Raw genomic sequence first — 26,657 nt, 5'->3', positions numbered from 1 at the left:
CTGCGCCTAGTGATCGAGATACAGATAATGCACCCAACTGGTCATACGCAGCAGAACCTTACGCATCACTGACACATGGGTGAAGTGATCAGAATAAACCGCGACCTGCGCATAAATCCCATCAGGCAGAGCGTTCACATCCACATTATCATTCAGCTCAATCGTGGCGATCACCCCTTCCGATCCGGGCGTAGAATTTAAGGATTGCAGCGCCCCATTCGACTGGTATGTTCCCCCCGGTACGGCCGGACTGATGGCAGCCAGTTTGCCGCTGAAAACCTTACCCGGCAGGGCGTTAAACACCACTTCAGCTTCATCGCCTGGCTCCAATCGCAGCAACGAGTTTTGCCGGAACTGAGCGATAATTTGCCGTTTTTGATCCGGGATAAACACCATCACCGGACGCATAGGCAGCGCGGCGGCATAGGTTCCCGGTCGCATCAGCACCTGCGTAACGTAACCATCGCTGGGCGCGCGAACCACTGTCTGGTCCAGGTTGAACTCCGCTTCGGCTAACTGCGCTTTCAGGCTGGCAATTTGCGAATTCTCACCCTGCACCAGGCTGTCTAACTGACTCTGGATTTGCTGTTGTTCCGCAACGGAGGATTTCACCGCTGCTTCCTGCGCCAGATAGTTTTGCCGCGCCGCATCGATATCGCGTTCAGAAAAAGGATTGACCTTTGCCTGACTCCCCTGCGCATAGCGCTGGTAATCTTTAGCTAGCTTGTCACGCGTAGCCTTTGCCCGCTGCGTGTTGGCTTGCATTTCGTCTAACTGCGCCACCAGCACCTGCTCTTTATGTTGTGCGGTGACAATATCAGCTTTCAGGCGATCAACTCGTGCCTGATAACGTCCCGGATTAAGTTTAAACAGTACCTCACCTTTTTTGATCAGCGTATTCTTCTTATCCGTCACTTCCGTCACGACCCCCGTGACCTGCGGTACTACGGGAATAGAAATTACTGCCTTTTGCGCCTTAAATGTATACGGATGGTTATAATTCATCAGTAATATAAGCCCGCAAACAATGAATATACCGCCCAATGCTGCAGTGGGTACTGTCCATTTATTGGCAGGAATTTTAAAAATCTTAAATATTGACCATGCGCACGCCACATAGGTCAGAACGATCAATAAATCCATCGATATTACTCCGCCGGAGAGGTCTTCGCCTCACCCAGTTTCTTTTCCAGATCGGCAACCCTGGCCTGCAACTGGATCAGGGAAGAATCCGCGCTTTGCATACCCCACCCGCGTTCCGGGCGATAAAGCGTTGCCCAGATCCATAAAAAGGGCCACATGACATGTAAGGTAAACAAACTCACCCAGCCCGCGACATGTATTGCGTCAGCATGAGGATGGTTACGTTTCTTTGCAATGAGATAGGGAATATCATGCAGAATAATAATCCCGTAAAAAATGACCAGGAATACAAAAATAAGCACTCCTAATGCAAAATAATTAAGGAACATATTTGCCTCAGGGATTTAAATTGAAAATTCGGCTGCAATTTGATTTACACAATAGAGTTGATAATAGTAGTGGAATGACCAGATTGGATGCAATCGTCTTATTTATATAACGATATATGGGTTTATATATAACTACAGAATAAAGATATGCCCGGCGCAAAACCGGGCAATAAGTGATGAGAAATTAAAATAGTCCCAGCGGTTTATCTGAGTAGCTCACCAGCAGACATTTGGTTTGCTGATAATGCTCGAGCATCATCTTATGCGTCTCGCGCCCGATGCCTGACTGCTTATAGCCACCGAATGCCGCATGGGCCGGGTAAGCATGGTAACAGTTGGTCCAAACACGCCCCGCCTGAATCCCACGGCCCATCTTGTACGCCAGATTTCCGTTACGGCTCCAGACACCAGCGCCAAGCCCATATTGGGTGTCATTGGCGATTTCCAGCGCCTCTTCCATGGTTTTAAAGGTCGTGACGGCCAGCACGGGCCCGAAGATCTCTTCCTGGAAAACCCGCATGTTGTTCTTGCCAAACAGAATGGTTGGTTCGAGGTAATAACCTTCTTTTAAGTCGCCATCCAGTTGCTTGCGCCGCCCGCCGGTGAGAACATCAGCCCCTTCTTTCTTACCAATATCGATGTAATTCAAAATGGTTTCCAGTTGACCATGCGAGACCTGCGCACCCATTTGCGTCACGCTGTCTAACGGGTTGCCGCTGCGAATACTCTCCACCCGGCGAATAGCTCTTTCCATAAAACGTTCGTAAATAGATTCCTGTACTAACGCACGGCTCGGACAGGTACACACTTCACCCTGATTGAAGGCAAACAGCGCGAAACCTTCCAGCGCTTTGTCAAAAAACGCATCTTCTTCATCCATCACATCAGCGAAGAAGATATTGGGCGATTTCCCACCCAGCTCCAGCGTGACGGGAATAATGTTCTGCGTGGCGTATTGCATGATCTGCTGCCCAACTTCCGTTGAGCCGGTAAACGCCACTTTCGCAATGCGCTTAGACGTCGCCAGATACTCACCGATTTCCCCACCCGCACCGTTTACCACGTTCACCACGCCTGGTGGGAGCAGATCGCCGATGACTTCCATCAGCAACAGCACGGACAGCGGCGTGAGGCGCGCGGGTTTAAGCACGACGCAGTTACCCGCCGCCAGCGCGGGCGCCATCTTCCAGCTGGCCATCAGCAGCGGGAAGTTCCACGGGATAATTTGCCCTACCACGCCAAGAGGTTCATGGAAGTGATAAGCCACGGTCTCGCTATCAACCTCGCTTATTCCCCCTTCCTGCGCACGAATACAGGAAGCGAAATAGCGGAAATGGTCAATCGCCAGCGGAACATCTGCCGCGCTGGTTTCGCGGATGGGCTTACCGTTATCCCAGGTTTCTGCCGTCGCCAGCAGTTCCAGGTTTTGCTCCATACGATCGGCGATTTTGAACAGTATCGCCGCCCTGTCCTGCACGGATGTCTGCGCCCACTTGTCTTTTACTTTGTGCGCGGCATCCAGTGCCAGATCGATATCCTTTTTGCCGGAAGAGGCCACTTCGCACAGTAATTGCCCGGTTACCGGCGTCAGGTTTTGGTAATACTCGCCGCCCACCGGGGCAACCCAGTCACCGCCGATAAAGTTATCGTATCGGGCTTTTAACTTCAGAGGGTAACCATACTCGCCGGGATAAATACGCGTTGAAGGGGGGTTATTGGTCATGACCGTCTCCTTGCTGTAGGGGTACTACAAGGGTAGACGGGGCTGGCGAATTATTCGCCAGCCATTTACTGCTTTACGACAGGTATCACGAATTACATAGCAGCGCGATAAATCGCCATGATTTCTTCATGAGTCGCCTGAATCGGGTTAGTGAAACCGCAGGCATCTTTCAGAGCATTGGTCGCCAGTACGGCAATATCCTCTTCCTTCACGTTCAACTCACGCAGACCGGCCGGGATATTCACTTTCTGCGCCAGTTCGCGGATCGCCGCGATGCAGGCTTCCGCCCCTTGCTCTGTGCTCAAGCCAGCAACGTCCACGCCCATTGCCGCAGCGCAATCACGCAGGCGAGCGGCAGCCACTTTGCTATTGAAGACCTGCACATGCGGCAGCAGCACTGCGTTACATACACCGTGCGGCAGATCGTAGAAGCCACCCAACTGGTGCGCCATTGCGTGCACATAACCAAGAGAAGCGTTGTTAAAAGCCATGCCCGCGAGGAACTGCGCGTAAGCCATGGCTTCGCGCGCCTGAGCATTGCTGCCATCTGCAACGGCGACCGGCAGGTTTTCCGCAATCATGGTGACCGCTTTCAACGCGCACGCATCGGTAATCGGCGTTGCAGCAATAGACACGTAGGCTTCAATGGCGTGGGTCAGCGCATCCATACCGGTTGCCGCTGTCAGGGACTTCGGCATGCCGACCATCAGCGAGGAGTCATTAACGGACAGCAGCGGCGTAACATGCTTATCCACAATCGCCATTTTAATGTGGCGTACTTCATCGGTAATGATGCAGAAACGGGTCATTTCAGATGCCGTGCCCGCGGTGGTGTTAATGGCGATCATCGGCAGCTGTGGTTTTGCAGAACGGTCCACACCTTCGTAATCGCGAATATCGCCGCCGTTAGCCGCCACCAGCGCAATGCCCTTCGCACAATCGTGCGGAGAACCGCCGCCGAGGGAAATAACGCTATCACATTCGTTTTCTTTCAGTATATGCAGGCCAGCAGCGACGTTACTGGTCGTGGGATTAGGATGCGTACCGTCGAAAATTACGCTGAAAATATCACGTTCCTGTAATGCTTTTTGAATCTCGCCAGCCATACCTAATTTTGTCAGCATGGCATCCGTGACAATCAGCGTACGACGAAAACCATATTCCGCCATTGTATTCATTGCGTCTTTTAATGAATCAGCGCCGATTACATTCACGGAAGGAATAAAAAATGTTGAAGCAGCCATTGTACGATCCTTAATTACTCTAAAGAGTCAGGAAGCATACGAGTGAAATATCCAACAAAATATGATCGTGGTTGTTATTTTAATAACACCCACAATTAAAAAGCACATTAGGTTCATAATCTAATGTGCTTATTTCAATCAATATCTATTTTGTATTAATTCATTTAATTCCTGAATTAATTGTTTCATTACTTTTCGGGAAACAGCAAAGCATCGCGTAATAAATGATCATTTCCCCGGCGACGCGTAAAACCAATGCGGTCAAAATATTCCAGAATCTGGATAGCCAATTTGCGTCCAACGTTAAGCCTGTCGCGGAAATCGGCAGCACAGGTCGATCCTTTCTCCTGATCCAGTTCGCGGATCATATTGGCAAAGGCCACAATCCGATCATTACGGTAATAGCGATCTTTGACGATCGCGGTGATGATGCCTTGCTGCGCTGCTTGTCGTAACGCCACACGCATCATCTGCTCATCTGTGCCCGTCTGTTTTGCCAAATCACGCACCCACCACGGCTCATCGCCAAAAAGCGGTTCTGCTTTTTGCCAGATAACCTGCTGCTCTTCGCTGAAACCGGCCTTATGATCCGGCAAATGCAGCCAGCCATGATGGCTATGGATGGCGCCGCTCTCACGCATCTTTTCAATCAGCAGCAGGACCAACGCTTCGTCTTCCATCGGCAAAGCCATACGGCGCAGGCGTTCTCGCCCAGGTCCTGGTTCATCACGGTGCTGCTCGTGGTACGTCGCCAGCGTATCAAGGACTTTCCGCTGCCAGCGCGCTGCAACGGCAGCATTCAACAGACTGTATCCCGCCTGAATAAAGCCATGCAGCTCAATCAACGGACGCATACCGTTGCCGTTGAGCTGACGCGCCCAGGCGAAGTCAGGAATATTCACCGCCCCGCGCGTCAGATGTAGCGCCAGAGCTTCGCCGTCACTCTGTACCTTCTCCAGCGCTGCTAGCCACTGCAAATATTCCGGCTTACGCTTCCCGCGACGCGGCGGATTGAGCGTTACCACGCGCGCGCCAGCCAGCGTCGTGCGGGCCGAAATATCGCGTAGCACCAGACGGTCGTTATCGGCGAGCCAGAGCGGTGTATCAAACACCAGTTCCGCCAGCGTCCCTTCAAGCAGCGAGATTCTCCCGGTGACGTGGCTGGCCGCGTGGTGAATATGCAGCGGTTGCCACTGCATCAGCGGCGCGGCATGCTCTAAAGAGACAATCACGCGGGTAAACGCCTCTGGCGGTGCATCGGACAGCAGCCAGTCGCCGCGGTTAAGCTCTTCTTTTTGTGCATCACCGGCAATATTCAGCGCAATACGTTGCCCCGCCTGCGCGCGATCGGTGGCCTGATTTTGCGCATGCAAGCTACGTACGCGCATCGGTTTGTTGACGCCCGTGAGCCACAGCGTGTCACCAACAGTCACCTCACCGCTAAGCGCCGTCCCGGTCACCACCAGACCCGCGCCTTTGACCGTAAAGGCACGGTCAATCGCCAGGCGAAAGCTACAATCGCGGGCATGCTCGCGCGACGTTAATTGCTGTAAATGATCGCGCAGTTCTTCGATTCCACGACCTTCACTGGCAGCCGTCACGAACAGAACCGCATCGGCGAATCCATAGTTCTCAAGCGCAGTATGCACCTCAGTACGTACCGCGTTGATGCGATCGTCATCCACGCGATCGGCTTTCGTGAGCGCCACGGTGATCTGCGGATTGCCCGTCAGTTGCAGAATTTGCAAATGCTCACGTGTTTGCGCCATCACGCCGTCATCACACGCCACCACCAGCAGCGCATGGTCGATCCCGCCGACACCCGCCAGCATGTTGGACAAAAACTTTTCGTGTCCGGGAACATCGATAAATCCCAGAATCCTTCCGTCCGGCTGCGGCCAGTAGGCATAACCGAGATCGATGGTCATGCCGCGCTTTTTTTCTTCCGGCAAACGGTCGGCATTCACGCCGGTAATCGCCTGTAATAACGTTGTTTTTCCGTGGTCAACGTGTCCGGCGGTTGCAATAATCATTTCAGCATCATCTCCATAAACCGGGTCTCGTCCTCAAGGCAGCGCAGATCCAGCCATAAGCGACCATCATAAATTCGCCCAATGATCGGCACGGGCAGCGCACGCCAACGGGCGGCCAGTGCTTCGAGGCGGCTACCGCGCCCGTCATGTGGCGTAAAGGTTAATGCCGCGCTGGGCAGCCTATCAACAGGCAGCGAACCGCTGCCTATCTGCGATAAACAAGGCATAACGTTCAGGGCGAATTCGTCGCCGTAATGATCAGCAAGCCGTGCCTGTAATTGTTGTGCCTGCGCGTGGACAGCCTCCTGCGAGCGGGTGAGCTGGCGTAACGTCGGCAACTTCGCTGCCAGCGCTTCCGGGTGCAGGTAGAGCCGCAGCGTCGCTTCCAGCGCAGCCAGCGTCATTTTATCAGCCCGTAATGCACGTTTCAGCGGATGGCTCTGTAAGCGCGCGATCATCTCTTTTTTACCGACAATAATCCCTGCCTGCGGCCCTCCCAGTAATTTATCGCCAGAGAAGCTCACCAGGCTGACGCCAGCGGCAATCAGCTGTTGCGGCATCGGCTCCTGCGGTAATCCATACTGGCTGAGATCGACCAGCGAGCCGCTGCCGAGATCCGCCACTACCGGAATATCCAGCTCCTTGCCAATAGTGGCCAGCTCTGCCTCATCCACCGACTTCGTAAAGCCTTCGATGCTGTAATTACTGGTATGTACTTTCATCAGCAGACCGGTATTTTCATTTACCGCCTGACGATAATCTTTCGTGTGGGTCCGGTTGGTGGTACCCACTTCGCGCAGAATACATCCGGCCTGACACATCACGTCCGGAATACGAAACGCGCCGCCAATTTCTACCAGTTCTCCGCGTGAAACGACCACCTCTTTGCCGTTAGCTGTGGCCGCCAGCATCAGCAAAACCGCGGCCGCGTTGTTATTGACGATACAGGCGTCTTCCGCCCCCGTCAGACGGCAGAGTAAATCCGCCAGGGCCCGATCCCGATGTCCACGCCCGGCATCATCCAGGCTGTATTCCAGCGTCACTGGCGTGCGCATCGCCTGCACCACAGCCTCGATCGCTTCTTCGGCCTGCGATGCGCGACCAAGATTGGTATGCAGCACCGTTCCGGTAAGGTTAATTACCGGACGCAGCGCACTTTGCGATTCTCGTTCCAGCCGGGCGCAGGCCTCTTGCGCCCAGTCCTCACACCATGCCGGGAGCGCGTGCGTGTCGCGAATAGCTTCTCTGGCTTCGTCGAGCATGTGACGCAGCAGGTCAACCACCCGGGTATGACCGTGAGACTCACGTAAAGCTGGGAAGGCGCTATCGCGCAATAAACGATCGATCGCAGGAAGCTGGCTGTAGAGTGAACGCATGTCGGTTGTCATGAAAGGGCCTGGCTGTTGGTGGCCCTCTCCACCGTGGAGAGGGATATCGATATAGCAAGGATTGTACCGTGACTTTGCTCAGGCGAGTATAATGTGTATCAAGCCTTTGGCGGTTCCGTACGGGCAAAACTTTCGCGTTGAAAGAGCGTTTCCACCAGTTTGACCAGACGCGGGCGATCAACACACCAGCCGGGCGCAACCCGACGGAAATTGAGATAACCGACGGCACAGGCAATCGCAATGGTTGCCAGGTTAACCGTATCCGTTTTCAGCGTACCCTCCGCCAGATAACCTTCCAGCATATCCAGACTACGGGTAATCTTCTCTCGCTGGCGTAACAGTTCGGTTTCTGACTGCTGTGCGACGGGGCGAGCTTGTTCGCGTACCGAGACTAAACCGGCATCCATAATGCCATCGGCCAGCGCTTCCAACTGGCGTACCTTCAGCGCCGCCAGTGGTTCACGCGGCAGCATCGCTGGCGCAATATCCAGCAGTTCTATGTATTCCGCGATGATCGGAGAGTCAAACCAGTACTCGCCCTCATCGGTAACCAACGCGGGCACTTTTCCTAACGGGTTATAGCGTGCCACGCCGTTATCTGCGTTATAGGGGAGTTCATTCACAAATTCGAAGGTGATGCCCTTTTCCAGTAACAGAATAGAAATTTTACGCACAAAAGGGCTGGTATAGCTGCCAATGAGTTTCATGCCGGGTCCTTTTTGCCAACAAAAATATCAGTATGGCTCAGGTCAGTGCAAATGGCAGGTGATGACGGTCTCAATGATCCAAATAAAGGTAATGCATCCAACTGGTCATGCGCAGCAGCACTTTTCGCATCACTGAAACGTGAGCGAAATGGTCGGAATAGACCGCCACCTGGGCATAGATACCGTCCGGCAGCGCATCCACATCGGCATTGGGAGCCAGCTCAATCGTGGCCAGCACGCCATCGGTACCCGGCACCACCGTTAAGGACTGTAATGCTCCCTGCGCCTGATAAGAACCGCCCGGAACAACCGGCAGAATGCTGGTAAGCTTGCCGGAGAATACCTGGCCTGGCAGCGCGTTGAAGACCACTTCCGCTTCATCACCCGGTTTAAGGCGCAGCAACGAATTCTGGCGGAATTGCGCCACGATTTGCCGTTTTTGTTCCGGAATAAATACCATCACCGGGCGCAGAGGCAGCGCGGCGGCATAGGTCCCGGGCCGGATAAGCACCTGTGTTACATAACCGTTGCTGGGCGCACGTACGATAGTCTGCTCAAGATTGTATTTGGCTTCAGCGAGCTGGGCGCGCAGAGACGCAACCTGAGATTGCTCTCCATTGACCATACTGTCTAACTGGCTCTGAATCTGCGTCTGTTCAGCAACGGAGCCTTTGACCAGCGCATCCTGCGCCAGGTAGTTTTGCCGGGCATTGTCGATGTCGCTTTCAGAGAATGGATTAACCTTCGCCTGACTACCCTTCAAATAGCGTTGATAATCTTTATACAGGCGATCTCGTTCAGCGGAAACGCGGGTGGTATTGGCTACGGCTTCAGACAGCTGCGCTTTCATATTGTCGATGTTGTGCGTAGCGGTCACCAGGTCGGCCTGCAGCCTGTCAACCCGCGCCTGATAACGAACGGGATCGAGTTTAAATAACACCTCGCCTTTTTTAATCAGCTGATTATTTTTATCTGTCACTTCACTAACAATTCCGGTGACCTGTGGGGTAACAGGAATTGAAATAACCGCCTTTTGCGCCGTAAAGGTATACGGGTGGTTATAGTTCATTAATAAAATCAGTCCCGCCACAATAAACACCCCACCTAATGCGGCGGTAGCAAGCGTCCATTGATTTACCGGAATACGGAATATTTTAAAAATGGCCCAGGCGAATGCCACATAGGTCAGGACAATCAACAAGTCCATGATCAAATCTCCGGAAAGGTGGAGTTATCGTTTTTTTTCTCCCCATCCAGTCTATTTTCCAACTGGGTGATGCGCGCGGCCAGCGCGGCAATTTCAGGGTCAGGTTCCTTCCCGGACGGCGTGATGTGTGACTGCATTCCCCAGCCTCGTTCTGGCTGATAGAGCGTGGCCCAGATCCACAGGAAGGGCCAAATAACATGCAGCGTAAATAAACTCACCCAACCCGCCGTATGGATGGCATCGGCATGGGGATGGTTGCGCTTCTTAGCCATGTTATAGGGAATATCATGGATGGCGATGATTCCGTAAAACAGAACCAGAAAAACGAAGATCAGCACACCTAACGCGAAATAGTTTAGAAACATACCCGCCTCGTATTCACGCTAATCAGAGCTTTCGATTGCAGGCAGCCGAAAGGAGTCATGGCTGGTAATTTGAACATAATTGCAGTTAGCCATTTCCGCCATACCACCAGGGTATAAATTTTCAGGTTGATGGCTTGCGGGGTAGTTGCAAGAAATAGGTGATGAAACAGAATCCGCTCCAGATCACACCAGGAGAAATCCAGACAAATATTTATTGCGAAGTAGATCACAAATACCCAACAAACAGCCAAAACAAAAACGTGAACAACTTCACACTTAACGCCCATTTTTAGCCAATTCTTGACCTGTGATGTTTTTTTGTACCGATATTTTGTGATGAAAATCACATTAACTAACGCCATACACCCTATATTTACGTGACAAACGTCACATAAAAAGTCGTCGACTGGACAGTTGAACGATTCAGTGCCAGATTTCGCAGTATCTACAGGGTCCGGCTACCTCCTGCCGCTACATTAACAAACCTCGGGCTTTTAGCCTGCGCGACAGCAAACATAAGAAGGGGTGTTTTTATGTCATCCGATATTAAGATCAAAGTGCAAAGCTTTGGTCGATTCCTCAGTAACATGGTGATGCCAAATATCGGCGCGTTTATCGCGTGGGGTATTATCACCGCATTATTCATTCCGACAGGGTGGTTGCCGAACGAAACGCTGGCGAAGCTTGTCGGCCCAATGATCACCTATCTGCTGCCGCTGCTGATCGGTTATACCGGTGGTAAGCTGGTTGGCGGCGAGCGTGGCGGCGTGGTGGGTGCTATCACCACCATGGGCGTTATCGTCGGTGCCGATATGCCAATGTTCCTCGGCGCGATGATCGCAGGTCCGCTGGGCGGCTGGGCTATCAAACATTTCGACAACTGGGTAGACGGTAAGATCAAGTCCGGTTTTGAGATGCTGGTGAATAACTTCTCCGCAGGCATCATCGGGATGATCCTCGCCATTCTGGCATTCCTTGGCATTGGCCCATTGGTTGAAGCACTGTCCAAAATCCTGGCGGCAGGCGTTAACTTCATGGTTGTCCATGACATGCTGCCGCTGGCGTCTATCTTCGTTGAACCGGCGAAAATCCTGTTCCTCAACAACGCCATCAACCACGGTATTTTCTCACCGCTGGGTATTCAGCAGTCCCACGAGATGGGCAAATCCATCTTCTTCCTGATTGAAGCTAACCCGGGTCCGGGTATGGGCGTTCTGCTGGCATACATGTTCTTCGGTCGCGGCAGCGCTAAGCAGTCTGCAGGCGGCGCGGCTATCATCCACTTCCTGGGTGGTATCCACGAAATTTACTTCCCGTACGTGCTGATGAACCCGCGTCTGATCCTGGCCGTTATCCTCGGCGGTATGACTGGCGTATTTACCCTGACTATCCTGAACGGCGGCCTGGTTTCTCCGGCTTCTCCGGGTTCTATCCTGGCCGTACTGGCAATGACGCCGAAGGGTGCTTACTTCGCGAACATCGCTGCTATCTGTGCCGCAATGGCTGTCTCCTTTGTCGTCTCAGCCATTCTGCTGAAAACCAGCAAAGTGAAAGAAGATGATGACATTGATGCCGCTACTCGTCGTATGCACGACATGAAAGCGGAATCCAAAGGTGCATCTCCGCTGGCGGCTGGCGACGTGACTAACGACCTGAGCCATGTGCGTAAAATCATCGTTGCCTGCGATGCGGGTATGGGCTCCAGCGCCATGGGGGCGGGCGTACTGCGCAAGAAAGTGCAGGATGCCGGTCTGTCTCAGATTTCCGTCACCAACAGCGCGATTAACAATCTGCCGCCGGATGTCGATCTGGTCATTACTCACCGTGACCTGACCGAACGTGCGATGCGCCAGGTGCCTCAGGCGCAGCACATTTCGCTGACCAACTTCCTCGACAGCGGCCTGTACGCCAGCCTGACCGAACGTCTGGTTGCAGCACAGCGCCACAACGTGAACGAAGAGAAAGTCCGCGATCACTTGAAAGACAGCTTTGAAGAGGGTGATACCCACCTGTTCAAACTGGGTGCGGAGAATATCTTCCTCGGCCGTAAAGCCACTAACAAAGAAGAAGCGATTCGCTTTGCCGGTGAGCAACTGGTGAAAGGCGGCTACGTTGAGCCAGAATACGTCGAGGCGATGCTGGACCGCGAAAAACTAACCCCGACTTACCTCGGTGAGTCCATCGCAGTGCCGCACGGTACGGTTGAAGCCAAAGACCGCGTACTGAAAACCGGCGTGGTGTTCTGCCAGTACCCGGAAGGCGTGCGCTTCGGTGAAGAAGAAGACGATATTGCCCGCCTGGTCATTGGTATCGCCGCACGTAACAATGAACATATCCAGGTGATCACCAGCCTGACCAACGCTCTGGATGACGAATCCGTGATCGAACGTCTGGCCCATACCACCAGCGTGGATGAAGTTCTGGAACTGCTGGCTGGTAAAAAAGCTTAACCATTAAGTATCTCCAAAATAGTTCGAGCTGCAGAAAGGCGGCAACGCAGCGAATCCCCAGGAGCGTACATAAGTACGTGACTGGGGTGAGCGAGGAGAGCCAACGCATCTGCAGTTCGAAATATGAAGGCGATATCCTCTCCCTTGTGGAGAGGGTTAGGTTGAGGGAAACGCCTCACCCCAGCCCTCTTGGGTAAAAACATTAATGAAGGTTAATACTATGAAAGCATTACATTTTGGCGCAGGTAATATCGGTCGTGGCTTTATCGGCAAACTGCTGGCGGACGCGGGGATACAACTGACGTTCGCGGATGTAAACCAGGTCGTGCTCGATGCCCTGAATGCCCGTCATAGCTATCAGGTTCATGTGGTGGGTGAAAACGAGCAGGTTGATACCGTTTCCGGCGTCAACGCCGTGAGCAGCATCGGCGATGATGTTGTCGACCTGATTGCCCAGGTAGATTTAGTCACTACCGCCGTCGGCCCGGTCGTGCTTGAGCGTATCGCTCCGGCCATCGCCAAAGGGCTGGTTAAACGCAAGGCGCAGGGCATCGCCACTCCGCTGAATATTATCGCCTGTGAAAACATGGTGCGCGGAACCACCCAGTTGAAAGGCCACGTTATGAACGCGCTGGCAGATGAAGACAAATCCTGGGTTGAAGAACATGTTGGCTTCGTCGATTCCGCCGTGGACCGCATTGTTCCCCCTTCGGCTTCTGCGACCAACGATCCGCTGGAAGTCACCGTCGAAACCTTCAGTGAGTGGATTGTCGACAAAACACAGTTCAAAGGCGAACTGCCTGACATCCCGGGAATGGAATTAACTGATAACCTGATGGCATTTGTCGAACGTAAACTCTTCACGCTGAACACCGGGCATGCTATAACCGCGTACCTCGGAAAATTGACCGGTCATCAGACCATCCGTGACGCGATTCTCGACGAGAAAATCCGTGCAGTGGTAAAAGGTGCGATGGAAGAGAGCGGCGCGGTACTGATCAAACGCTATGGCTTTGATGCAGCAAAACATGCGGCATACATTCAGAAAATCCTCGGTCGCTTTGAAAACCCGTATCTGAAAGATGACGTTGAGCGCGTGGGTCGTCAGCCGCTGCGTAAACTGAGCGCGGGCGATCGTCTGATTAAACCGCTGCTGGGCACGCTGGAGTATGGCCTGCCGCACGCGAATCTGGTCACCGGTATTGCTGCAGCGATGCACTATCGCAGTGAAGAAGATCCGCAGGCCCAGGAACTGGCCGCGCTGATTGACGAAAAAGGTCCACAGGCCGCGCTGGCACAGGTTTCCGGTCTGGATGCCAACAGTGATGTGGTGGCGGAGGCGGTTAACGCATATAACGCAACCAAATGATAGAGAATGTGGCGCAGGTCAGCCTGCGCCCAAATGACAGATTGTCAGATATGCAGGCAATAATGGAACAAACGCAGGCCTTTGAAAATCGTGTGCTTGAGCGTCTGAATGCTGGCAAAACCGTACGCAGCTTCCTCATCACCGCCGTAGAACTGCTCACCGAAGCGGTGGATATCCTTGTGCTTCAGGTATTTCGCAAAGACGACTATGCGGTAAAATATGCCGTAGAACCCCTACTCGACGGCGACGGTCCGCTGGGCGATCTTTCCGTTCGTCTGAAGCTAATTTACGGTCTGGGCGTACTCAGCCGGCCGGAGTATGAAGATGCGGAGCTTCTGATGGCGCTGCGGGAAGAGTTAAACCATGACGGTAATGAATACGCGTTCACCGACGACGAAATTCTTGGCCCGTTTGGCGAACTCCACTGCGTGACGGCACTCCCGCCGCCACCGCAGTTTGATACCTCAGACTCAGGTTTGCACGCAATGCAGATTCAGCGCTACCAGCAGATGGTACGCTCCACGATGGTACTTTCCCTGACCGAGCTGATTTCTAAAATCAGCTTAAAAAAAGCCTTTCAAAAATAAGACCCTGCAGGCTTACTTCTCTTCCTGCTGCGGTCGATACAGCTGCCGATAATACGCCAGACGTTGCAGATACAGCTGCGCATTCTCCTGCGGTATTTCAGTAGGGACAACGTTGCGCGGTGGTGTTTTATTCAGATATTCGCGAAAAGCCTGGCTTGAAGCCATAAAATCGACCGTCTTATCAATAAGGGCCGAAACGTTCTCACCTATTTTCGCCATAATCTTCCCTCCTCCATGTATTAACCGCGCTCAGCCTGCGCGGTTGCTCATTTAAGTTTAGGATCGGTTGGGCGATTATATTGAGGAAAACGTGCTTCACTATGAACCCGTCAATAAAAAGCACCACGGCCGACCTTATCACTTAAAATTCCATATTAATCAAAATATTAGTATTTTCATTAGCTGAATAATACTTGCAACATTTGATTATTTATCTTCGATTAGTTGTGAATAATCCCGCTCTGCGCGCATACTATAGGATATTCATCCTATTTTTATCAGAAGCTATCCTATGAAAGAAGTCGAAAAAAACGAAATTAAACGCCTGAGCGATCGTCTGGACGCTATCCGCCACCAGCAGGCAGACCTGTCCCTGGTTGAAGCCGCCGACAAATATGCCGAGCTGGAGCAAGAGAAAGAAACGCTGGAAACCGAGATTGCGCGTCTGCGTGACGTCCACGGCCAGAAGCTGAGCAAAGAAGCGCAAAAGCTGGCGAAACTTCCTTTCCGTCGTGCTATCACCAAAAAAGAACAGGCCGACATGGGCAAGCTGAAGAAGAGCGTGCGCGGCCTGATCGTCGTTCACCCGATGACCGAGCTTGGCCGTGAAATGGGCCTGAAAGAGATGACGGGCTTCGCGAAGAGCGAGTTCTAAGCACTCCCGCATCACAGGCTCTCAAGACACCCGTCGAACGGCGGGTGGCTTGAGAGCATCGGGCTATATTCCGAATTTTTTCTTGTAAATATTTACACCGCTTATATACAAGTTCATTTTTAACGGCAATCTCTGCTTTTCAGAAAAAAAATCCCACCATCATGTCTGTTTGTATTTATACAATGAATTTTTCCATCCTCTTTTTTCATGACCCGCAGAATATAATTGACCCACAAAATTAAATAACATTATCATCTATAAAACAATGCCCCTATATATAAATATTATGATTATATTTTTATAAGGCATTGCTATGGGTAATTAATAAATAATATTGGGTATTTTCAAAATTTCATATAAGCAATGAATATTTTCATTATAACCATACGTTAATGGGTTATTGGCAATGCCCGCAGAATGGTGAGTTAGCTGTATAAATAACAGACAACTATTTACACCATATAAATTATAAATAAGGATATTTTATATGAACAATAATGGAAAATTTGTTCCGCTGCTTGTTTTGGGATTCACATTCTTGTTATCGGGTTGTGATTACTTTGCAGATAAACACCTTGTCGAAGAACTAAAAAAACAACAAAAAGAACAAGAAGAAAAGATAAATTTATTAGAAAAACAACAAACTACGATTATTAACGCGACACAAAAGGTCGCCGAAGTCGTTGGACGCATTGAACGCAAACAACGGCTATTCGACTACACAGAACTGGACCCATCACAAACGCACTATTTTATTATTAACAACGGCAGTATCGGCTTAGCCGGGCGTATTATATCTATTGAGCCAATAGATGATGGGAGTGTTATTCATCTTGATTTGGTTAACTTACTCAGCATTCCCGTATCAAACCTGGCGTTTAATATGACATGGGGTACGAAAAAACCTTCCGAGGCAAAAGATCTGCCTCGCTGGAAACAACTCCTGCTCAACACGCAAATGGATTCGACAATAGAACTCTTACCGGGAGCATGGACAAACGTCACGCTGACATTAAAAGGCGTATCGCCCAATAATCTTAAGTATCTAAAAATAGGCATTAACATGAAAAATGTTATTTTTGACAGCATACAACCTATTAAAGATACAAAAAAGAAATCAAAAAAATAATAGCCATTGATACAACTATTTTATAAAAGGAAAGCACTTATCCATGAACAAAATATTTAAAGTCATCTGGAATGCCGCTACGGGAACATTTATTGTCACCAGCGAAACCGCAAAAAGCCACGGCAAAAAAAGCGGTCGCAAAAAGCTGGCTGTTTCCGCACTCATCGGTCTTGGCAGTATTATGGTCTCAGCGGATGCGCTGGCCAACGCGGGGAACGATACCGGAAGCGGTGTTACCGTATCAGGTACAACGGGAACAGGGTGGGTTGCAATTGGTACCAATGCCACAGCCAATACTTACACCAGCGAAGATGGCGCAAGCGCCGCGATGGGTTATAAGGCCGATGCGATGGGGAAATGGAGTACCGCCATTGGTTCATACAGCCAATCCTCCGGCGACTCTTCGCTAGCGCTTGGCGTAAAATCGGTTTCTGCCGGTGACCGGGCCATTGCAATGGGAGCCTCTTCCTCAGCCGGTGGAGATTATTCGATGGCAATGGGTGTTTATGCCAATTCGAGCGGTGCAAAATCGGTTGCATTAGGTAATCAATCCACTGCGAGCGGAGCAACATCCGTTGCATTAGGTAATCAATCCACTGCGAGCGGTGACGACAGCACTGCATTTGGTAATGGCGCAAAAGCGATAGGCACCAGCTCAGTTGCCCTTGGCACAGGCTCTACCGCCCTGGAAGACAATTCCGTCGCCGTGGGTAACAGCACCACTCAACGGCAGATCACCTATGTTGCTAAAGGCGACATCAATTCCAGCAGTACTGATGCCGTCACAGGTGCGCAAATTCATTCTTTAAGTCAATCCGTCGCCAACCGACTCGGCGGAGGGGCTTCCGTTAATTCTGATGGTACAGTGAATGCTCCCCTCTACGAGGTAGGCACAGGCATCTACAATAACGTAGGCAGTGCATTAAGTGCACTTAACACTTCTATCATTAACACAGGTGCCTCTGTCGCAGGATTAACCGAAGACGCGCTGTTGTGGAATGACAGCACCAGTGCCTTTAGCGCTAACCACGCGGGAAGCACCAGCAAGATCACCAATCTGGCGGCAGGCACCCTGGCCGCAGACAGCACCGATGCCGTTAACGGCTCCCAGTTGTTTGATACAAATGAGAAAGTGGATCAGAACACTACTGATATCGCCACCAATACCGACAGCATCAACCAGAACACTGCCGATATTACCGCCAATACCGACAGCATTAACCAGAACACAACCGATATCGCCGCTAATACGACCAGCATCAATCAGAACACCACTGATATCGCCACCAACACCACCAATATCAATAACCTGAGCGACTCTGTTACCACGCTCACCAATGATGCCTTGCTGTGGGATGCTAACTCTGGTGCATTCAGCGCTAACCACGCGGGAAGCGCCAGCAAGATCACCAATCTGGCGGCAGGCACTCTGGCCGCAGACAGCACCGATGCAGTTAACGGCTCCCAGTTGTTTGCCACCAACGAAAATGTGTCTCAGAACACCACTGATATCGCCACCAACACCACCAATATCAATAACCTGAGCAACTCAGTTACCACGCTAACCGATGATGCCCTGCTGTGGGATGCTGACTCTGGAGCATTCAGCGCTAACCACGCGGGAAGCGCCAGCAAAATCATTAATGTCGCCGCCGGGGAACTTTCTGAGGACAGTACAGACGCGGTGAACGGCTCACAGTTGTATGAAACCAACCAGAAGGTAGATCAAAACACATCAGATATTGCAGATATTAATACGACGATCACCAATCTTGGTACCGATGCACTGAGCTGGGATGAGGCAACCAATTCGTTCTCCGCCAGCCACGGAAGTAGTACGGCAAACAAAATCACCAATGTCGCCGCCGGGGAGCTTTCTGAGAGCAGCACCGACGCGGTTAACGGTTCGCAGCTGTTCGAAACCAATGAAAAAGTGGATCAGAACACGACCGATATCGCCGCCAATACCACCAACATATCTCAGAACAGCACCGCAATTGAGAACCTGAATACTTCTGTCACCGACATTAATACGTCCATTACCGGCCTCACTGATAATGCTCTGTTATGGGACGAAGACATCGGGGCTTTTAGCGCAAACCACGGTGGAAGTACCAGTAAAATAACCAATGTCGCCACCGGGGAGCTTTCTGAGGACAGTACAGACGCGGTAAACGGCTCACAGTTGTATGAAACCAACCAGAAAGTAGATCAAAACACCTCTGCTATTGCGGATATCAATACGTCCATCACCAACCTTGGTACCGATGCACTGAGCTGGGATGACGAAGAGGGTGCGTTCAGCGCCAGCCACGGTACCAGCGGTACCAATAAGATAACCAATGTAGCAGCAGGTGAAATCGCCAGTGACAGTACTGACGCCGTTAATGGCTCTCAGCTCCATGAAACTAACATGCTGATTTCTCAGTATAATGAATCTATTAACCAAATAACCGGTGATACCAGCGAAACCTATATCACGGAAAATGGTACCGGCGTGAAATACATCCGCACGAACGATAACGGGCTTGAAGGCCAGGATGCATACGCAACGGGTGAGGGCGCAACAGCAGTGGGTTACAACGCCGTCGCATCCGGTGCTTCGAGTCTGGCGCTTGGAGAAAACAGCAGCAGCAGCATTGAGGGCAGCATCGCCTTGGGCAGTGGCTCCAGCTCTAACCGCGCTATTACAACCGGCATACAAGCAACGAGCGTAACAAGCGATGGCGTCGTCATTGGTTACGATACAACAGACAGAGAGTTGCTGGGCGCGTTGTCATTGGGGACGGATGGAGAAAGCTATCGTCAAATTACCAACGTTGCGGACGGCTCTGAAGCGCAAGATGCGGTAACAGTTCGTCAGTTACAAAATGCTATCGCCGCCGTTTCCACGACGTCGACACAATATTTCCACGCTAACTCGGATGAGGAAGATTCCCTGGCGGTGGGTGAAAACGCGATAGCCGTCGGCGCGAAAACCATCGTCAATGGCGATTCGGGAGTCGGTATTGGCTATGGCGCAGTCGTGGATCAATCTGCCTTCAACGGCATTGCCATTGGTTCAAACGCACAGGTAAATCACGCCAACAGCATCGCGCTCGGCAGCAATTCACAAACCACCGTCGGCGCACAAAGCAGCTATACCGCTTACAACATGGATACGCCACAAACGTCAGTGGGCGAAGTTTCTGTAGGCAGTGGCGATGGCCAGCGGCAGATCACCAATGTTGCAGCAGGAAGCGCAGACACCGATGCCGTAAACGTTGGTCAATTGAAAGTCACTGACAGCCGTGTTGCCGCAAATACCGAAAGCATCAATAACCTGAATACCCAGGTTAGCAACCTTGATACTCGCGTCACCAATATCGAAAACTCTGTCGGCGATATTGTCACTACGGGGAGCACCAAGTACTTCAAGACCAGTTCAACAGGTGCCGATGCAAATGCCCAGGGTGCAGACAGCGTCGCGATGGGTTCCGGATCTATTGCGGCTGCTGAAAACAGCGTGGCGCTAGGCACAAATTCCGTCGCAGATGAAGCTAATACGGTGTCTGTCGGCTCTTCTACTCAACAACGTCGTATTACCAATGTTGCCGCAGGGGTGAACAACACTGACGCGGTTAATGTGGCGCAACTGAAAGCCTCAGAAGCAGGTTCCGTTCGTTATGAAACCAATACCGATGGCTCGGTTAACTACAGTGTGCTCAACCTGGGAGACGGGAGTGGCGGTACCACTCGGATCGGCAATGTTTCAGCGGCGGTGAACGATACGGATGCGGTGAACTATGCGCAATTGAAACGCAGCGTAGAAGAAGCAAACACCTATACCGATCAAAAAATGGGTGAAATGAACAGTAAAATCAAAGGAGTAGAAAACAAGATGAGCGGCGGTATTGCCTCAGCAATGGCCATGGCCGGTCTTCCACAAGCTTACGCACCGGGAGCCAACATGACCTCGATTGCTGGGGGTACGTTTAATGGTGAAAGTGCCGTCGCACTCGGCGTGTCTATGGTGAGTGAAAGCGGGGGCTGGGTTTATAAATTGCAAGGAACCAGTAACAGCCAGGGCGATTACTCTGCAGCCATTGGTGCTGGCTTCCAGTGGTAATGAAGTAACAATACCCCCGACATCAAAGGCAATGGCATCATGCCATTGCCTTTTCACTTCTCTTTGTTGTCCTCACCCGCAATTGGCCCTACCAATTTTAGCCAGATCCTACCAGCACCTCACATTTCATTAAAATGTGAGTACAATACCGTTGCCAATAAATAACATTTGATTAACCATTCATTGTCATTACCCCTACACAACAATATTGGCAGGGCCACTTTTACACATAATGTGACCAGGAGATGAGCACAGACTCATTCCATTATGTCGGCGGCCCCCAGGAGACCTGCAATGAATCTCTGGCAACAGAACTACGACCCGGCCGGTAACATCTGGCTTTCCAGTCTGATCGCATCGCTCCCTATCCTGTTCTTTTTCTTCGCCCTGATTAAGCTCAAGCTGAAAGGCTATGTTGCGGCGTCATGGACGGTGGTGATCGCTCTGACGGTCGCCCTGCTGTTTTACAAAATGCCAGTCGATCACGCTCTAGCTTCCGTGGTGTACGGCTTCTTCTATGGTTTGTGGCCAATTGCCTGGATCATTATCGCCGCGGTATTCGTCTATAAAATCTCGGTGAAAACCGGGCAGTTCGACATCATCCGCTCCTCAATACTCTCGATTACCCCGGACCAACGTCTGCAAATGCTGATTGTCGGTTTCTCCTTTGGCGCATTCCTCGAAGGGGCGGCAGGATTTGGCGCTCCGGTAGCGATTACCGCCGCACTGCTGGTTGGTCTGGGTTTTAACCCTCTGTACGCGGCAGGTTTGTGCCTGATCGTAAACACCGCTCCGGTCGCTTTTGGCGCAATGGGCATTCCGATTCTGGTTGCCGGTCAGGTTACCGGGCTGGATAGCTTCGAGATTGGTCAGATGGTGGGCCGTCAGTTACCGTTCCTGACCATTATCGTGTTGTTCTGGATTATGGCGATTATGGATGGCTGGCGCGGCGTAAAAGAGACCTGGCCTGCGGTGATGGTCGCTGGCGGCTCGTTTGCTATCGCGCAGTACCTCAGCTCTAACTTTATCGGGCCGGAACTACCGGACATTATCTCGTCTCTGGTTTCGCTGGTCTGCCTGACGCTGTTCCTGAAACGCTGGCAGCCGGTACGCATCTTCCGCTTTGGCGATATGGGCGCTTCACAGGTCGATCAGACGCTGGCTCGCACCCACTATACCGCTGGACAGGTGGTCCGCGCCTGGTCTCCGTTCCTGTTCCTGACGGCCACCGTCACGCTGTGGAGCGTACCGCCGTTTAAAGCGCTGTTTGCGCCAGGCGGCGCGATGTACCACTGGGTGGTCAATATTCCGGTTCCGTACCTCGATAAGCTGGTTGCCCGTATGCCGCCGGTTGTACACGAAGCCACAGCCTACGCGGCGGTGTATAAATTTGACTGGTTCTCCGCAACCGGTACCGCGATTTTGTTTGCCGCCCTGCTGTCTATCGTCTGGTTGAAGATGAAGCCGTCCGCAGCGCTGCAGACTTTTGGCAGCACGCTGAAAGATCTGGCATTACCTATTTACTCCATCGGAATGGTGCTGGCATTCGCGTTTATCTCAAACTACTCCGGGCTTTCATCAACCCTGGCGTTGGCCCTGGCACACACCGGCAGCGCGTTTACCTTCTTCTCACCGTTCCTCGGCTGGCTGGGGGTATTTCTGACCGGGTCCGACACCTCATCAAACGCACTGTTTGCCGCCCTGCAGGCTACGGCTGCTCAGCAAATCGGCGTTTCGGATGTGCTGATGGTGGCGGCAAATACCACCGGCGGCGTGACCGGCAAGATGATCTCGCCGCAATCTATCGCTATCGCCTGTGCGGCAGTGGGATTAGTGGGGAAAGAGTCTGACCTGTTCCGCTTTACCGTGAAACACAGCCTGATTTTCACCTGCATGGTGGGTGTGATTACCACGCTGCAGGCCTATGTCTTAACCTGGATGATTCCATGATAGTGATGCCCAGACGCCTGTCAGACGAAGTCGCATCTCGTGTGCGGGCGCTGATTGAAGAACAACAGCTGGAGGCGGGCATGAAGTTGCCCGCTGAGCGTCAACTGGCCGTACAGCTCGGCGTATCGCGTAACTCGCTGCGCGAGGCGTTAGCAAAACTGGTCAGTGAAGGCGTACTGATTAGCCGTCGTGGCGGCGGGACGTTTATCCGCTGGCAGCATGAGGCCTGGTCTGAACAAAACATCGTTCAGCCGCTGAAAACCCTACTGGCGGACGATCCTGATTACAGTTTCGATATTCTGGAGGCCCGCCACGCCATCGAAGCCAGTACCGCCTGGCACGCAGCCATGCGGGCCACCGCCGCGGATAAAGAGAAAATCAGGCTCTGTTTCGAGGCCACGCAAAGCGAAGATCCGGATCTCGCCTCGCAGGCTGACGTTCGCTTTCATCTCGCCATTGCGGAAGCCTCGCACAACGTGGTGCTGTTGCAGACCATGCGCGGTTTCTTCGACGTCCTGCAGTCTTCGGTAAAACAGAGCCGCCAACGTATGTACCTGGTACCGCCCGTATTTTCTCAACTGACGGCGCAGCATCAGGCCGTGCTGGACGCCATTGTTGCCGGGGATGCCGACGGGGCGCGTAAGGCCATGATGGCGCACCTCAGTTTTGTCCACACCACAATTAAACGATTTGACGAAGATCAGGCCCGGCAGGCGCGTATTACTCGCCTGCCCGGTGATCCTGGTGAGAATAGCAGGGAGAACAACACATGATTATTTCAGCAGCCAGCGACTATCGCGCCGCAGCCCAGCGCATCCTGCCCCCCTTCTTGTTCCACTATATTGACGGCGGGGCGTATGCCGAGCACACCTTGCGCCGTAACGTGGCAGACCTGTCAGAGGTGGCGCTGCGCCAGCGCGTACTGAAGAATATGTCCGACCTGAGCCTGGAAACCAAGCTGTTCAACGAAACACTCTCCATGCCGGTAGCCCTCGCGCCTGTCGGCTTGTGCGGCATGTACGCACGCCGGGGCGAGGTTCAGGCCGCCGCCGCCGCTGATGCCAAAGGCATTCCGTTTACGCTTTCCACAGTGTCCGTATGTCCGATTGAAGAAGTCGCCCCGACCATCAAGCGTCCGATGTGGTTCCAGCTGTATGTGCTGCGCGATCGCGGTTTTATGCGTAACGCACTGGAGCGCGCCAAAGCGGCGGGTTGCTCCACGCTGGTCTTTACCGTCGATATGCCAACGCCTGGCGCACGCTACCGTGATGCCCATTCCGGTATGAGCGGTCCAAATGCGGCACTGCGCCGCTACTGGCAAGCAGTCACTCATCCACAGTGGGCATGGGACGTTGGTCTGAACGGTCGCCCGCATGATTTAGGCAATATTTCGACTTATCTTGGCAAACCCACCGGCCTTGAAGATTACATCGGCTGGCTGGCGAATAACTTCGATCCGTCGATTTCCTGGAAAGACCTCGAGTGGATCCGCGAATTCTGGGATGGTCCGATGGTGATCAAAGGGATCCTCGACCCTGAAGATGCCCGCGACGCCGTACGCTTTGGCGCGGATGGTATCGTTGTCTCTAACCACGGTGGCCGTCAGTTAGATGGCGTGCTGTCTTCAGCTCGTGCGCTGCCCGCCATTGCCGATGCGGTGAAAGGCGATATTACCATTCTGGCTGATAGCGGGATCCGCAATGGTCTGGACGTTGTACGCATGATAGCGCTGGGCGCGGATAGCGTGCTGCTGGGGCGTGCTTATCTGTACGCGCTAGCGACCCACGGCCAGGCCGGTGTGGCGAATCTGCTGAACCTGATCGAGAAAGAGATGAAGGTGGCGATGACCCTGACCGGTGCGAAGTCGATTAGCGAAATCAGCCGTGATTCGCTGGTACAGGAACTGGGTAAGAGCCTGCCTGCCGCGCTGGCACCTCTGGTCCAGGGTAGCGCAGCGTAACAACATCCCCGTAAAACCCCATTTTCTGAATGGTCGGTCTGTTTTCAGCCCGACCATTTTTTATCCAAAAATAACGACTAGTTAACATTTACAACCAATATATTTGACAACTTTTTATCCACCTGCCAAATGTATAGACAAGCTAATACAACAGCATTTTATACATATAACAACCATCATAACGGGCGAGGGTGACATGGCTTATTCCGGAAAAGTGAATATCCAGCAGGCGATAGATGACAGTGCTTTTTCGCGCTTCCACTGGGTCATTATTGTCCTGGGTTTTCTGGTTTTAGCCATTGACGGCTTCGATACGGCGGCGATGGGCTATATTGCCCCCACGCTCTCAGCCGACTGGGGTATCAAGAAACAAGATCTCGGACCGGTGTTAAGCGCCGCGCTATTGGGCCTCTCATTTGGTGCCCTGCTGGCCGGACCGATTTCCGATCGTATGGGTCGTAAGCGCGTCCTGGTCTTTTCCTGTCTGTTCTTTGGCCTCGCCAGTCTGGGAACCGCCTATGCCCAGACGCTGAATATGCTCACGTTTTGGCGCTTTCTCACCGGGCTTGGGCTTGGCGCGGCAATGCCCAATGCCATCACCCTGGTGTCAGAATTCGCCCCGAAACGCTGTCGTTCAATGGCGATTAACACCATGTACTGTGGCTTTCCGTTAGGGGCTGCGGGCGGCGGCGTGATCTCCTCCTGGCTGATCCCCAACTACGGCTGGCACAGTGTTCTGCTTGCTGGTGCAATCGCCCCACTGGTCCTCACCGTACTGTTGGTGCTGTTCCTGCCGGAGTCGGTTAAGTATCTGGTTCACCGCGGTAAAGGGGTTGCACAGATTAAACGCATTGCTCAACGCTTTATGTCGGGAAGTCTGGAACAGGTTACCCAGTTTTATCTGGATGAAGACCGTATCACGGTCAAAAAAAGCAGCGTGGCACAGTTATTTAGTATGCCCTGGCTGCCGGGTACGCTGATGCTCTGGATGACCTACTTTATGGGGCTGGTTATCTATTACGTGCTGCTGAGCTGGATGCCAACGCTGATGCTGGGAATGGGCTATCCGCTGGCCGAATCCGCCTGGCTGACATCTCTGTTTACCTTTGGCGGTACGGCGGGGATCCTGCTGGCCGGTTGGTTAATGGACCGCTGGGAAGCCCATAAAGTGGTCTCACTCGGCTTCATTCTGACGATGCTGTTTGCCCTCGCTCTCGGGTTTGAACATAACCACATCATCTTGTTCGGCGCACTGATCTTCCTGATGGGGATTACCATGAACGGCGCGCAGTCCGGGCTGCAGACGCTGGCCGCCACGTTTTATCCAACCCACTGCCGTGCGACGGGCATTGCCTGGATGCAGGGCGTGGGCCGCTTCGGCGGCGTAGCCGGAACGATGATGAGCGCCCAGTTGCTTTCCCTGCAATGGCAGGCAGACAGTATCTTAATGTTCCTCAGCCTTCCGGCCCTGGTCGCTGCTGCCGCGACAATTTACAAGCTGCAACGCTATAAACCGCAGACGCTGACCGTCGCATAGTACCCGCTCTTTCTGCTATTCTGCCCCCCGTTATCAAGGGGGCAGTATGCTTAACATCGTTTTATTCGAACCAGAAATCCCGCCAAATACCGGCAATATTATCCGTCTTTGCGCCAACACCGGCTTTCGTCTGCATATTATAGAGCCAATGGGCTTTACCTGGGACGACAAGCGCCTGCGTCGCGCGGGGCTGGATTACCATGAATTTACCGCCGTTCTGCGCCACTCTGATTACGCCGCCTTCGTCGCCGCAGAACATCCGCAGCGCCTGTTTGCTCTGACCACCAAAGGTACGCCAGCGCATAGCGCGGTATGCTATCAGGACGGGGATTATCTGATGTTTGGTCCGGAAACACGCGGTCTGCCAGCCAGCATCCTTGACGCGTTGCCGGCCGAACAAAAAATTCGTATTCCAATGATGCCAGACAGTCGCAGCATGAACCTGTCAAATGCGGTGTCGGTGGTGGTGTATGAGGCCTGGCGCCAGCTAGGGTATCCGGGCGCGGTACTGCGTAGCTGATGATTGTTGGATGGCGTCTAGGGCCTGATCCGAC

The 26,657-nt window shown here is 52.5% G+C and carries 21 protein-coding genes; 11 read left to right on the top strand and 10 right to left on the bottom strand.

Annotated features, from left to right (window positions below; translation table 11 throughout):
- Nucleotides 1–6: 6 nt before the first annotated feature.
- The 9 genes from BZK42_RS13050 to BZK42_RS13010 form a co-directional block, all read right to left on the bottom strand.
- A complete protein-coding gene (locus BZK42_RS13050) occupies nucleotides 7–1,143 on the bottom strand; it encodes an HlyD family secretion protein (protein ID WP_016154946.1) in 1,137 nt (378 codons plus the stop codon).
- Nucleotides 1,144–1,148: 5 nt separating this feature from the next.
- The gene (locus BZK42_RS13045; protein WP_016154947.1) at nucleotides 1,149–1,472 is read right to left on the bottom strand and encodes a DUF3302 domain-containing protein; all 324 of its coding nucleotides are present in this window, start codon (nucleotides 1,470–1,472) and stop codon (nucleotides 1,149–1,151) included.
- 184 nt (nucleotides 1,473–1,656) lie between these two features.
- The gene (aldB, locus tag BZK42_RS13040) at nucleotides 1,657–3,195 is read right to left on the bottom strand and encodes an aldehyde dehydrogenase AldB (RefSeq protein ID WP_080859284.1); all 1,539 of its coding nucleotides are present in this window, start codon (nucleotides 3,193–3,195) and stop codon (nucleotides 1,657–1,659) included.
- Nucleotides 3,196–3,287: 92 nt separating this feature from the next.
- The gene (gene yiaY / locus BZK42_RS13035) at nucleotides 3,288–4,439 is read right to left on the bottom strand and encodes an L-threonine dehydrogenase (RefSeq protein ID WP_049042802.1); all 1,152 of its coding nucleotides are present in this window, start codon (nucleotides 4,437–4,439) and stop codon (nucleotides 3,288–3,290) included.
- 188 nt (nucleotides 4,440–4,627) lie between these two features.
- The gene (selB, locus tag BZK42_RS13030) at nucleotides 4,628–6,472 is read right to left on the bottom strand and encodes a selenocysteine-specific translation elongation factor (protein ID WP_080859283.1); all 1,845 of its coding nucleotides are present in this window, start codon (nucleotides 6,470–6,472) and stop codon (nucleotides 4,628–4,630) included.
- Nucleotides 6,469–7,860, bottom strand: a complete 1,392-nt coding sequence (gene selA, locus BZK42_RS13025) for an L-seryl-tRNA(Sec) selenium transferase (RefSeq protein WP_047359012.1) — start codon at nucleotides 7,858–7,860, stop codon at nucleotides 6,469–6,471. Before selA ends, selB begins: the two co-directional genes overlap by 4 nt.
- Before the next feature lie 98 nt (nucleotides 7,861–7,958).
- Entirely contained in the window at nucleotides 7,959–8,567 is a 609-nt protein-coding gene (locus tag BZK42_RS13020) for a glutathione S-transferase (protein ID WP_046275795.1), read from the bottom strand.
- A gap of 70 nt (nucleotides 8,568–8,637) precedes the next feature.
- Nucleotides 8,638–9,774 (bottom strand): HlyD family secretion protein, encoded by a 1,137-nt coding sequence (locus BZK42_RS13015; protein WP_016157740.1) that lies wholly within the window; start codon nucleotides 9,772–9,774, stop codon nucleotides 8,638–8,640.
- 2 nt (nucleotides 9,775–9,776) lie between these two features.
- Nucleotides 9,777–10,139: a DUF3302 domain-containing protein gene (locus tag BZK42_RS13010; RefSeq protein ID WP_016154955.1), complete on the bottom strand. Its 363-nt coding sequence runs from the start codon at nucleotides 10,137–10,139 to the stop codon at nucleotides 9,777–9,779.
- Between the two features lie 533 nt (nucleotides 10,140–10,672).
- On the opposite strand from BZK42_RS13010, the gene mtlA reads away from it, so the two are divergent.
- From mtlA to mtlR, 3 genes are all read left to right on the top strand, one after another.
- Nucleotides 10,673–12,589, top strand: a complete 1,917-nt coding sequence (gene mtlA, locus BZK42_RS13000) for a PTS mannitol transporter subunit IICBA (RefSeq protein ID WP_016154956.1) — start codon at nucleotides 10,673–10,675, stop codon at nucleotides 12,587–12,589.
- Between the two features lie 220 nt (nucleotides 12,590–12,809).
- Complete coding sequence (gene mtlD / locus BZK42_RS12990; RefSeq protein ID WP_065554396.1) at nucleotides 12,810–13,958, top strand: mannitol-1-phosphate 5-dehydrogenase; 1,149 nt, start codon at nucleotides 12,810–12,812, stop codon at nucleotides 13,956–13,958.
- On the top strand, nucleotides 13,955–14,545 hold the full coding sequence (gene mtlR, locus BZK42_RS12985) for a mannitol operon repressor MtlR (protein WP_016157742.1): 591 nt from the start codon (nucleotides 13,955–13,957) through the stop codon (nucleotides 14,543–14,545). Before mtlD ends, mtlR begins: the two co-directional genes overlap by 4 nt.
- Nucleotides 14,546–14,557: 12 nt before the next feature.
- Here the strand turns inward: mtlR and BZK42_RS12980 are convergent, their stop codons facing one another.
- Nucleotides 14,558–14,764, bottom strand: a complete 207-nt coding sequence (locus BZK42_RS12980) for a hypothetical protein (protein ID WP_016154958.1) — start codon at nucleotides 14,762–14,764, stop codon at nucleotides 14,558–14,560.
- Nucleotides 14,765–15,056: 292 nt separating this feature from the next.
- Between BZK42_RS12980 and BZK42_RS12975 the strand changes: the two genes are divergently transcribed.
- The 8 genes from BZK42_RS12975 to trmL all read left to right on the top strand — a co-directional run bounded on the left by BZK42_RS12975 (nucleotide 15,057) and on the right by trmL (nucleotide 26,623).
- Nucleotides 15,057–15,419: a YibL family ribosome-associated protein gene (locus tag BZK42_RS12975; protein WP_016154959.1), complete on the top strand. Its 363-nt coding sequence runs from the start codon at nucleotides 15,057–15,059 to the stop codon at nucleotides 15,417–15,419.
- A 487-nt stretch (nucleotides 15,420–15,906) separates the two neighbouring features.
- On the top strand, nucleotides 15,907–16,548 hold the full coding sequence (locus BZK42_RS12970) for a SadB/YajI family lipoprotein (RefSeq protein WP_065554397.1): 642 nt from the start codon (nucleotides 15,907–15,909) through the stop codon (nucleotides 16,546–16,548).
- A gap of 43 nt (nucleotides 16,549–16,591) precedes the next feature.
- Complete coding sequence (gene sadA / locus BZK42_RS12965) at nucleotides 16,592–20,656, top strand: trimeric autotransporter adhesin SadA (RefSeq protein WP_080859280.1); 4,065 nt, start codon at nucleotides 16,592–16,594, stop codon at nucleotides 20,654–20,656.
- A 294-nt stretch (nucleotides 20,657–20,950) separates the two neighbouring features.
- On the top strand, nucleotides 20,951–22,606 hold the full coding sequence (gene lldP, locus BZK42_RS12960; RefSeq protein WP_016154960.1) for an L-lactate permease: 1,656 nt from the start codon (nucleotides 20,951–20,953) through the stop codon (nucleotides 22,604–22,606).
- The gene (gene lldR / locus BZK42_RS12955) at nucleotides 22,603–23,379 is read left to right on the top strand and encodes a transcriptional regulator LldR (RefSeq protein ID WP_003024170.1); all 777 of its coding nucleotides are present in this window, start codon (nucleotides 22,603–22,605) and stop codon (nucleotides 23,377–23,379) included. The genes lldP and lldR overlap by 4 nt, the downstream gene beginning before the upstream one ends.
- Nucleotides 23,376–24,566 carry an FMN-dependent L-lactate dehydrogenase LldD gene (gene lldD, locus BZK42_RS12950; protein WP_016154962.1) on the top strand — a complete coding sequence of 397 codons (1,191 nt, stop codon included), beginning with the start codon at nucleotides 23,376–23,378 and terminating at the stop codon, nucleotides 24,564–24,566. The genes lldR and lldD overlap by 4 nt, the downstream gene beginning before the upstream one ends.
- A gap of 196 nt (nucleotides 24,567–24,762) precedes the next feature.
- Nucleotides 24,763–26,103 (top strand): MFS transporter, encoded by a 1,341-nt coding sequence (locus BZK42_RS12945; protein WP_016154963.1) that lies wholly within the window; start codon nucleotides 24,763–24,765, stop codon nucleotides 26,101–26,103.
- Nucleotides 26,104–26,149: 46 nt separating this feature from the next.
- Nucleotides 26,150–26,623 (top strand): tRNA (uridine(34)/cytosine(34)/5-carboxymethylaminomethyluridine(34)-2'-O)-methyltransferase TrmL, encoded by a 474-nt coding sequence (trmL, locus tag BZK42_RS12940; protein WP_049042808.1) that lies wholly within the window; start codon nucleotides 26,150–26,152, stop codon nucleotides 26,621–26,623.
- Nucleotides 26,624–26,657 lie beyond the last annotated feature (34 nt).

Source organism: Citrobacter braakii (assembly GCF_002075345.1).
Classification (GTDB): domain Bacteria; phylum Pseudomonadota; class Gammaproteobacteria; order Enterobacterales; family Enterobacteriaceae; genus Citrobacter; species Citrobacter braakii.
This window is presented reverse-complemented; position numbering and strand designations above follow the sequence as displayed.

Bases quoted from the DNA above. Each gene is read 5' to 3' on its own strand.
- lldR (WP_003024170.1), top strand. From the start codon at position 22,603: ATGATAGTGATGCCCAGACGCCTGTCAGACGAAGTCGCATCTCGTGTG.
- mtlR (WP_016157742.1), top strand. From the start codon at position 13,955: ATGATAGAGAATGTGGCGCAGGTCAGCCTGCGCCCAAATGACAGATTG.
- selA (WP_047359012.1), bottom strand. From the start codon at position 7,860: ATGACAACCGACATGCGTTCACTCTACAGCCAGCTTCCTGCGATCGAT.
- selB (WP_080859283.1), bottom strand. From the start codon at position 6,472: ATGATTATTGCAACCGCCGGACACGTTGACCACGGAAAAACAACGTTA.
- sadA (WP_080859280.1), top strand. From the start codon at position 16,592: ATGAACAAAATATTTAAAGTCATCTGGAATGCCGCTACGGGAACATTT.
- BZK42_RS12970 (WP_065554397.1), top strand. From the start codon at position 15,907: ATGAACAATAATGGAAAATTTGTTCCGCTGCTTGTTTTGGGATTCACA.
- BZK42_RS12980 (WP_016154958.1), bottom strand. From the start codon at position 14,764: ATGGCGAAAATAGGTGAGAACGTTTCGGCCCTTATTGATAAGACGGTC.
- BZK42_RS12945 (WP_016154963.1), top strand. From the start codon at position 24,763: ATGGCTTATTCCGGAAAAGTGAATATCCAGCAGGCGATAGATGACAGT.
- lldP (WP_016154960.1), top strand. From the start codon at position 20,951: ATGAATCTCTGGCAACAGAACTACGACCCGGCCGGTAACATCTGGCTT.
- yiaY (WP_049042802.1), bottom strand. From the start codon at position 4,439: ATGGCTGCTTCAACATTTTTTATTCCTTCCGTGAATGTAATCGGCGCT.
- BZK42_RS13050 (WP_016154946.1), bottom strand. From the start codon at position 1,143: ATGGATTTATTGATCGTTCTGACCTATGTGGCGTGCGCATGGTCAATA.
- lldD (WP_016154962.1), top strand. From the start codon at position 23,376: ATGATTATTTCAGCAGCCAGCGACTATCGCGCCGCAGCCCAGCGCATC.
- BZK42_RS13045 (WP_016154947.1), bottom strand. From the start codon at position 1,472: ATGTTCCTTAATTATTTTGCATTAGGAGTGCTTATTTTTGTATTCCTG.
- aldB (WP_080859284.1), bottom strand. From the start codon at position 3,195: ATGACCAATAACCCCCCTTCAACGCGTATTTATCCCGGCGAGTATGGT.
- BZK42_RS12975 (WP_016154959.1), top strand. From the start codon at position 15,057: ATGAAAGAAGTCGAAAAAAACGAAATTAAACGCCTGAGCGATCGTCTG.
- mtlD (WP_065554396.1), top strand. From the start codon at position 12,810: ATGAAAGCATTACATTTTGGCGCAGGTAATATCGGTCGTGGCTTTATC.
- BZK42_RS13015 (WP_016157740.1), bottom strand. From the start codon at position 9,774: ATGGACTTGTTGATTGTCCTGACCTATGTGGCATTCGCCTGGGCCATT.
- trmL (WP_049042808.1), top strand. From the start codon at position 26,150: ATGCTTAACATCGTTTTATTCGAACCAGAAATCCCGCCAAATACCGGC.
- BZK42_RS13020 (WP_046275795.1), bottom strand. From the start codon at position 8,567: ATGAAACTCATTGGCAGCTATACCAGCCCTTTTGTGCGTAAAATTTCT.
- mtlA (WP_016154956.1), top strand. From the start codon at position 10,673: ATGTCATCCGATATTAAGATCAAAGTGCAAAGCTTTGGTCGATTCCTC.
- BZK42_RS13010 (WP_016154955.1), bottom strand. From the start codon at position 10,139: ATGTTTCTAAACTATTTCGCGTTAGGTGTGCTGATCTTCGTTTTTCTG.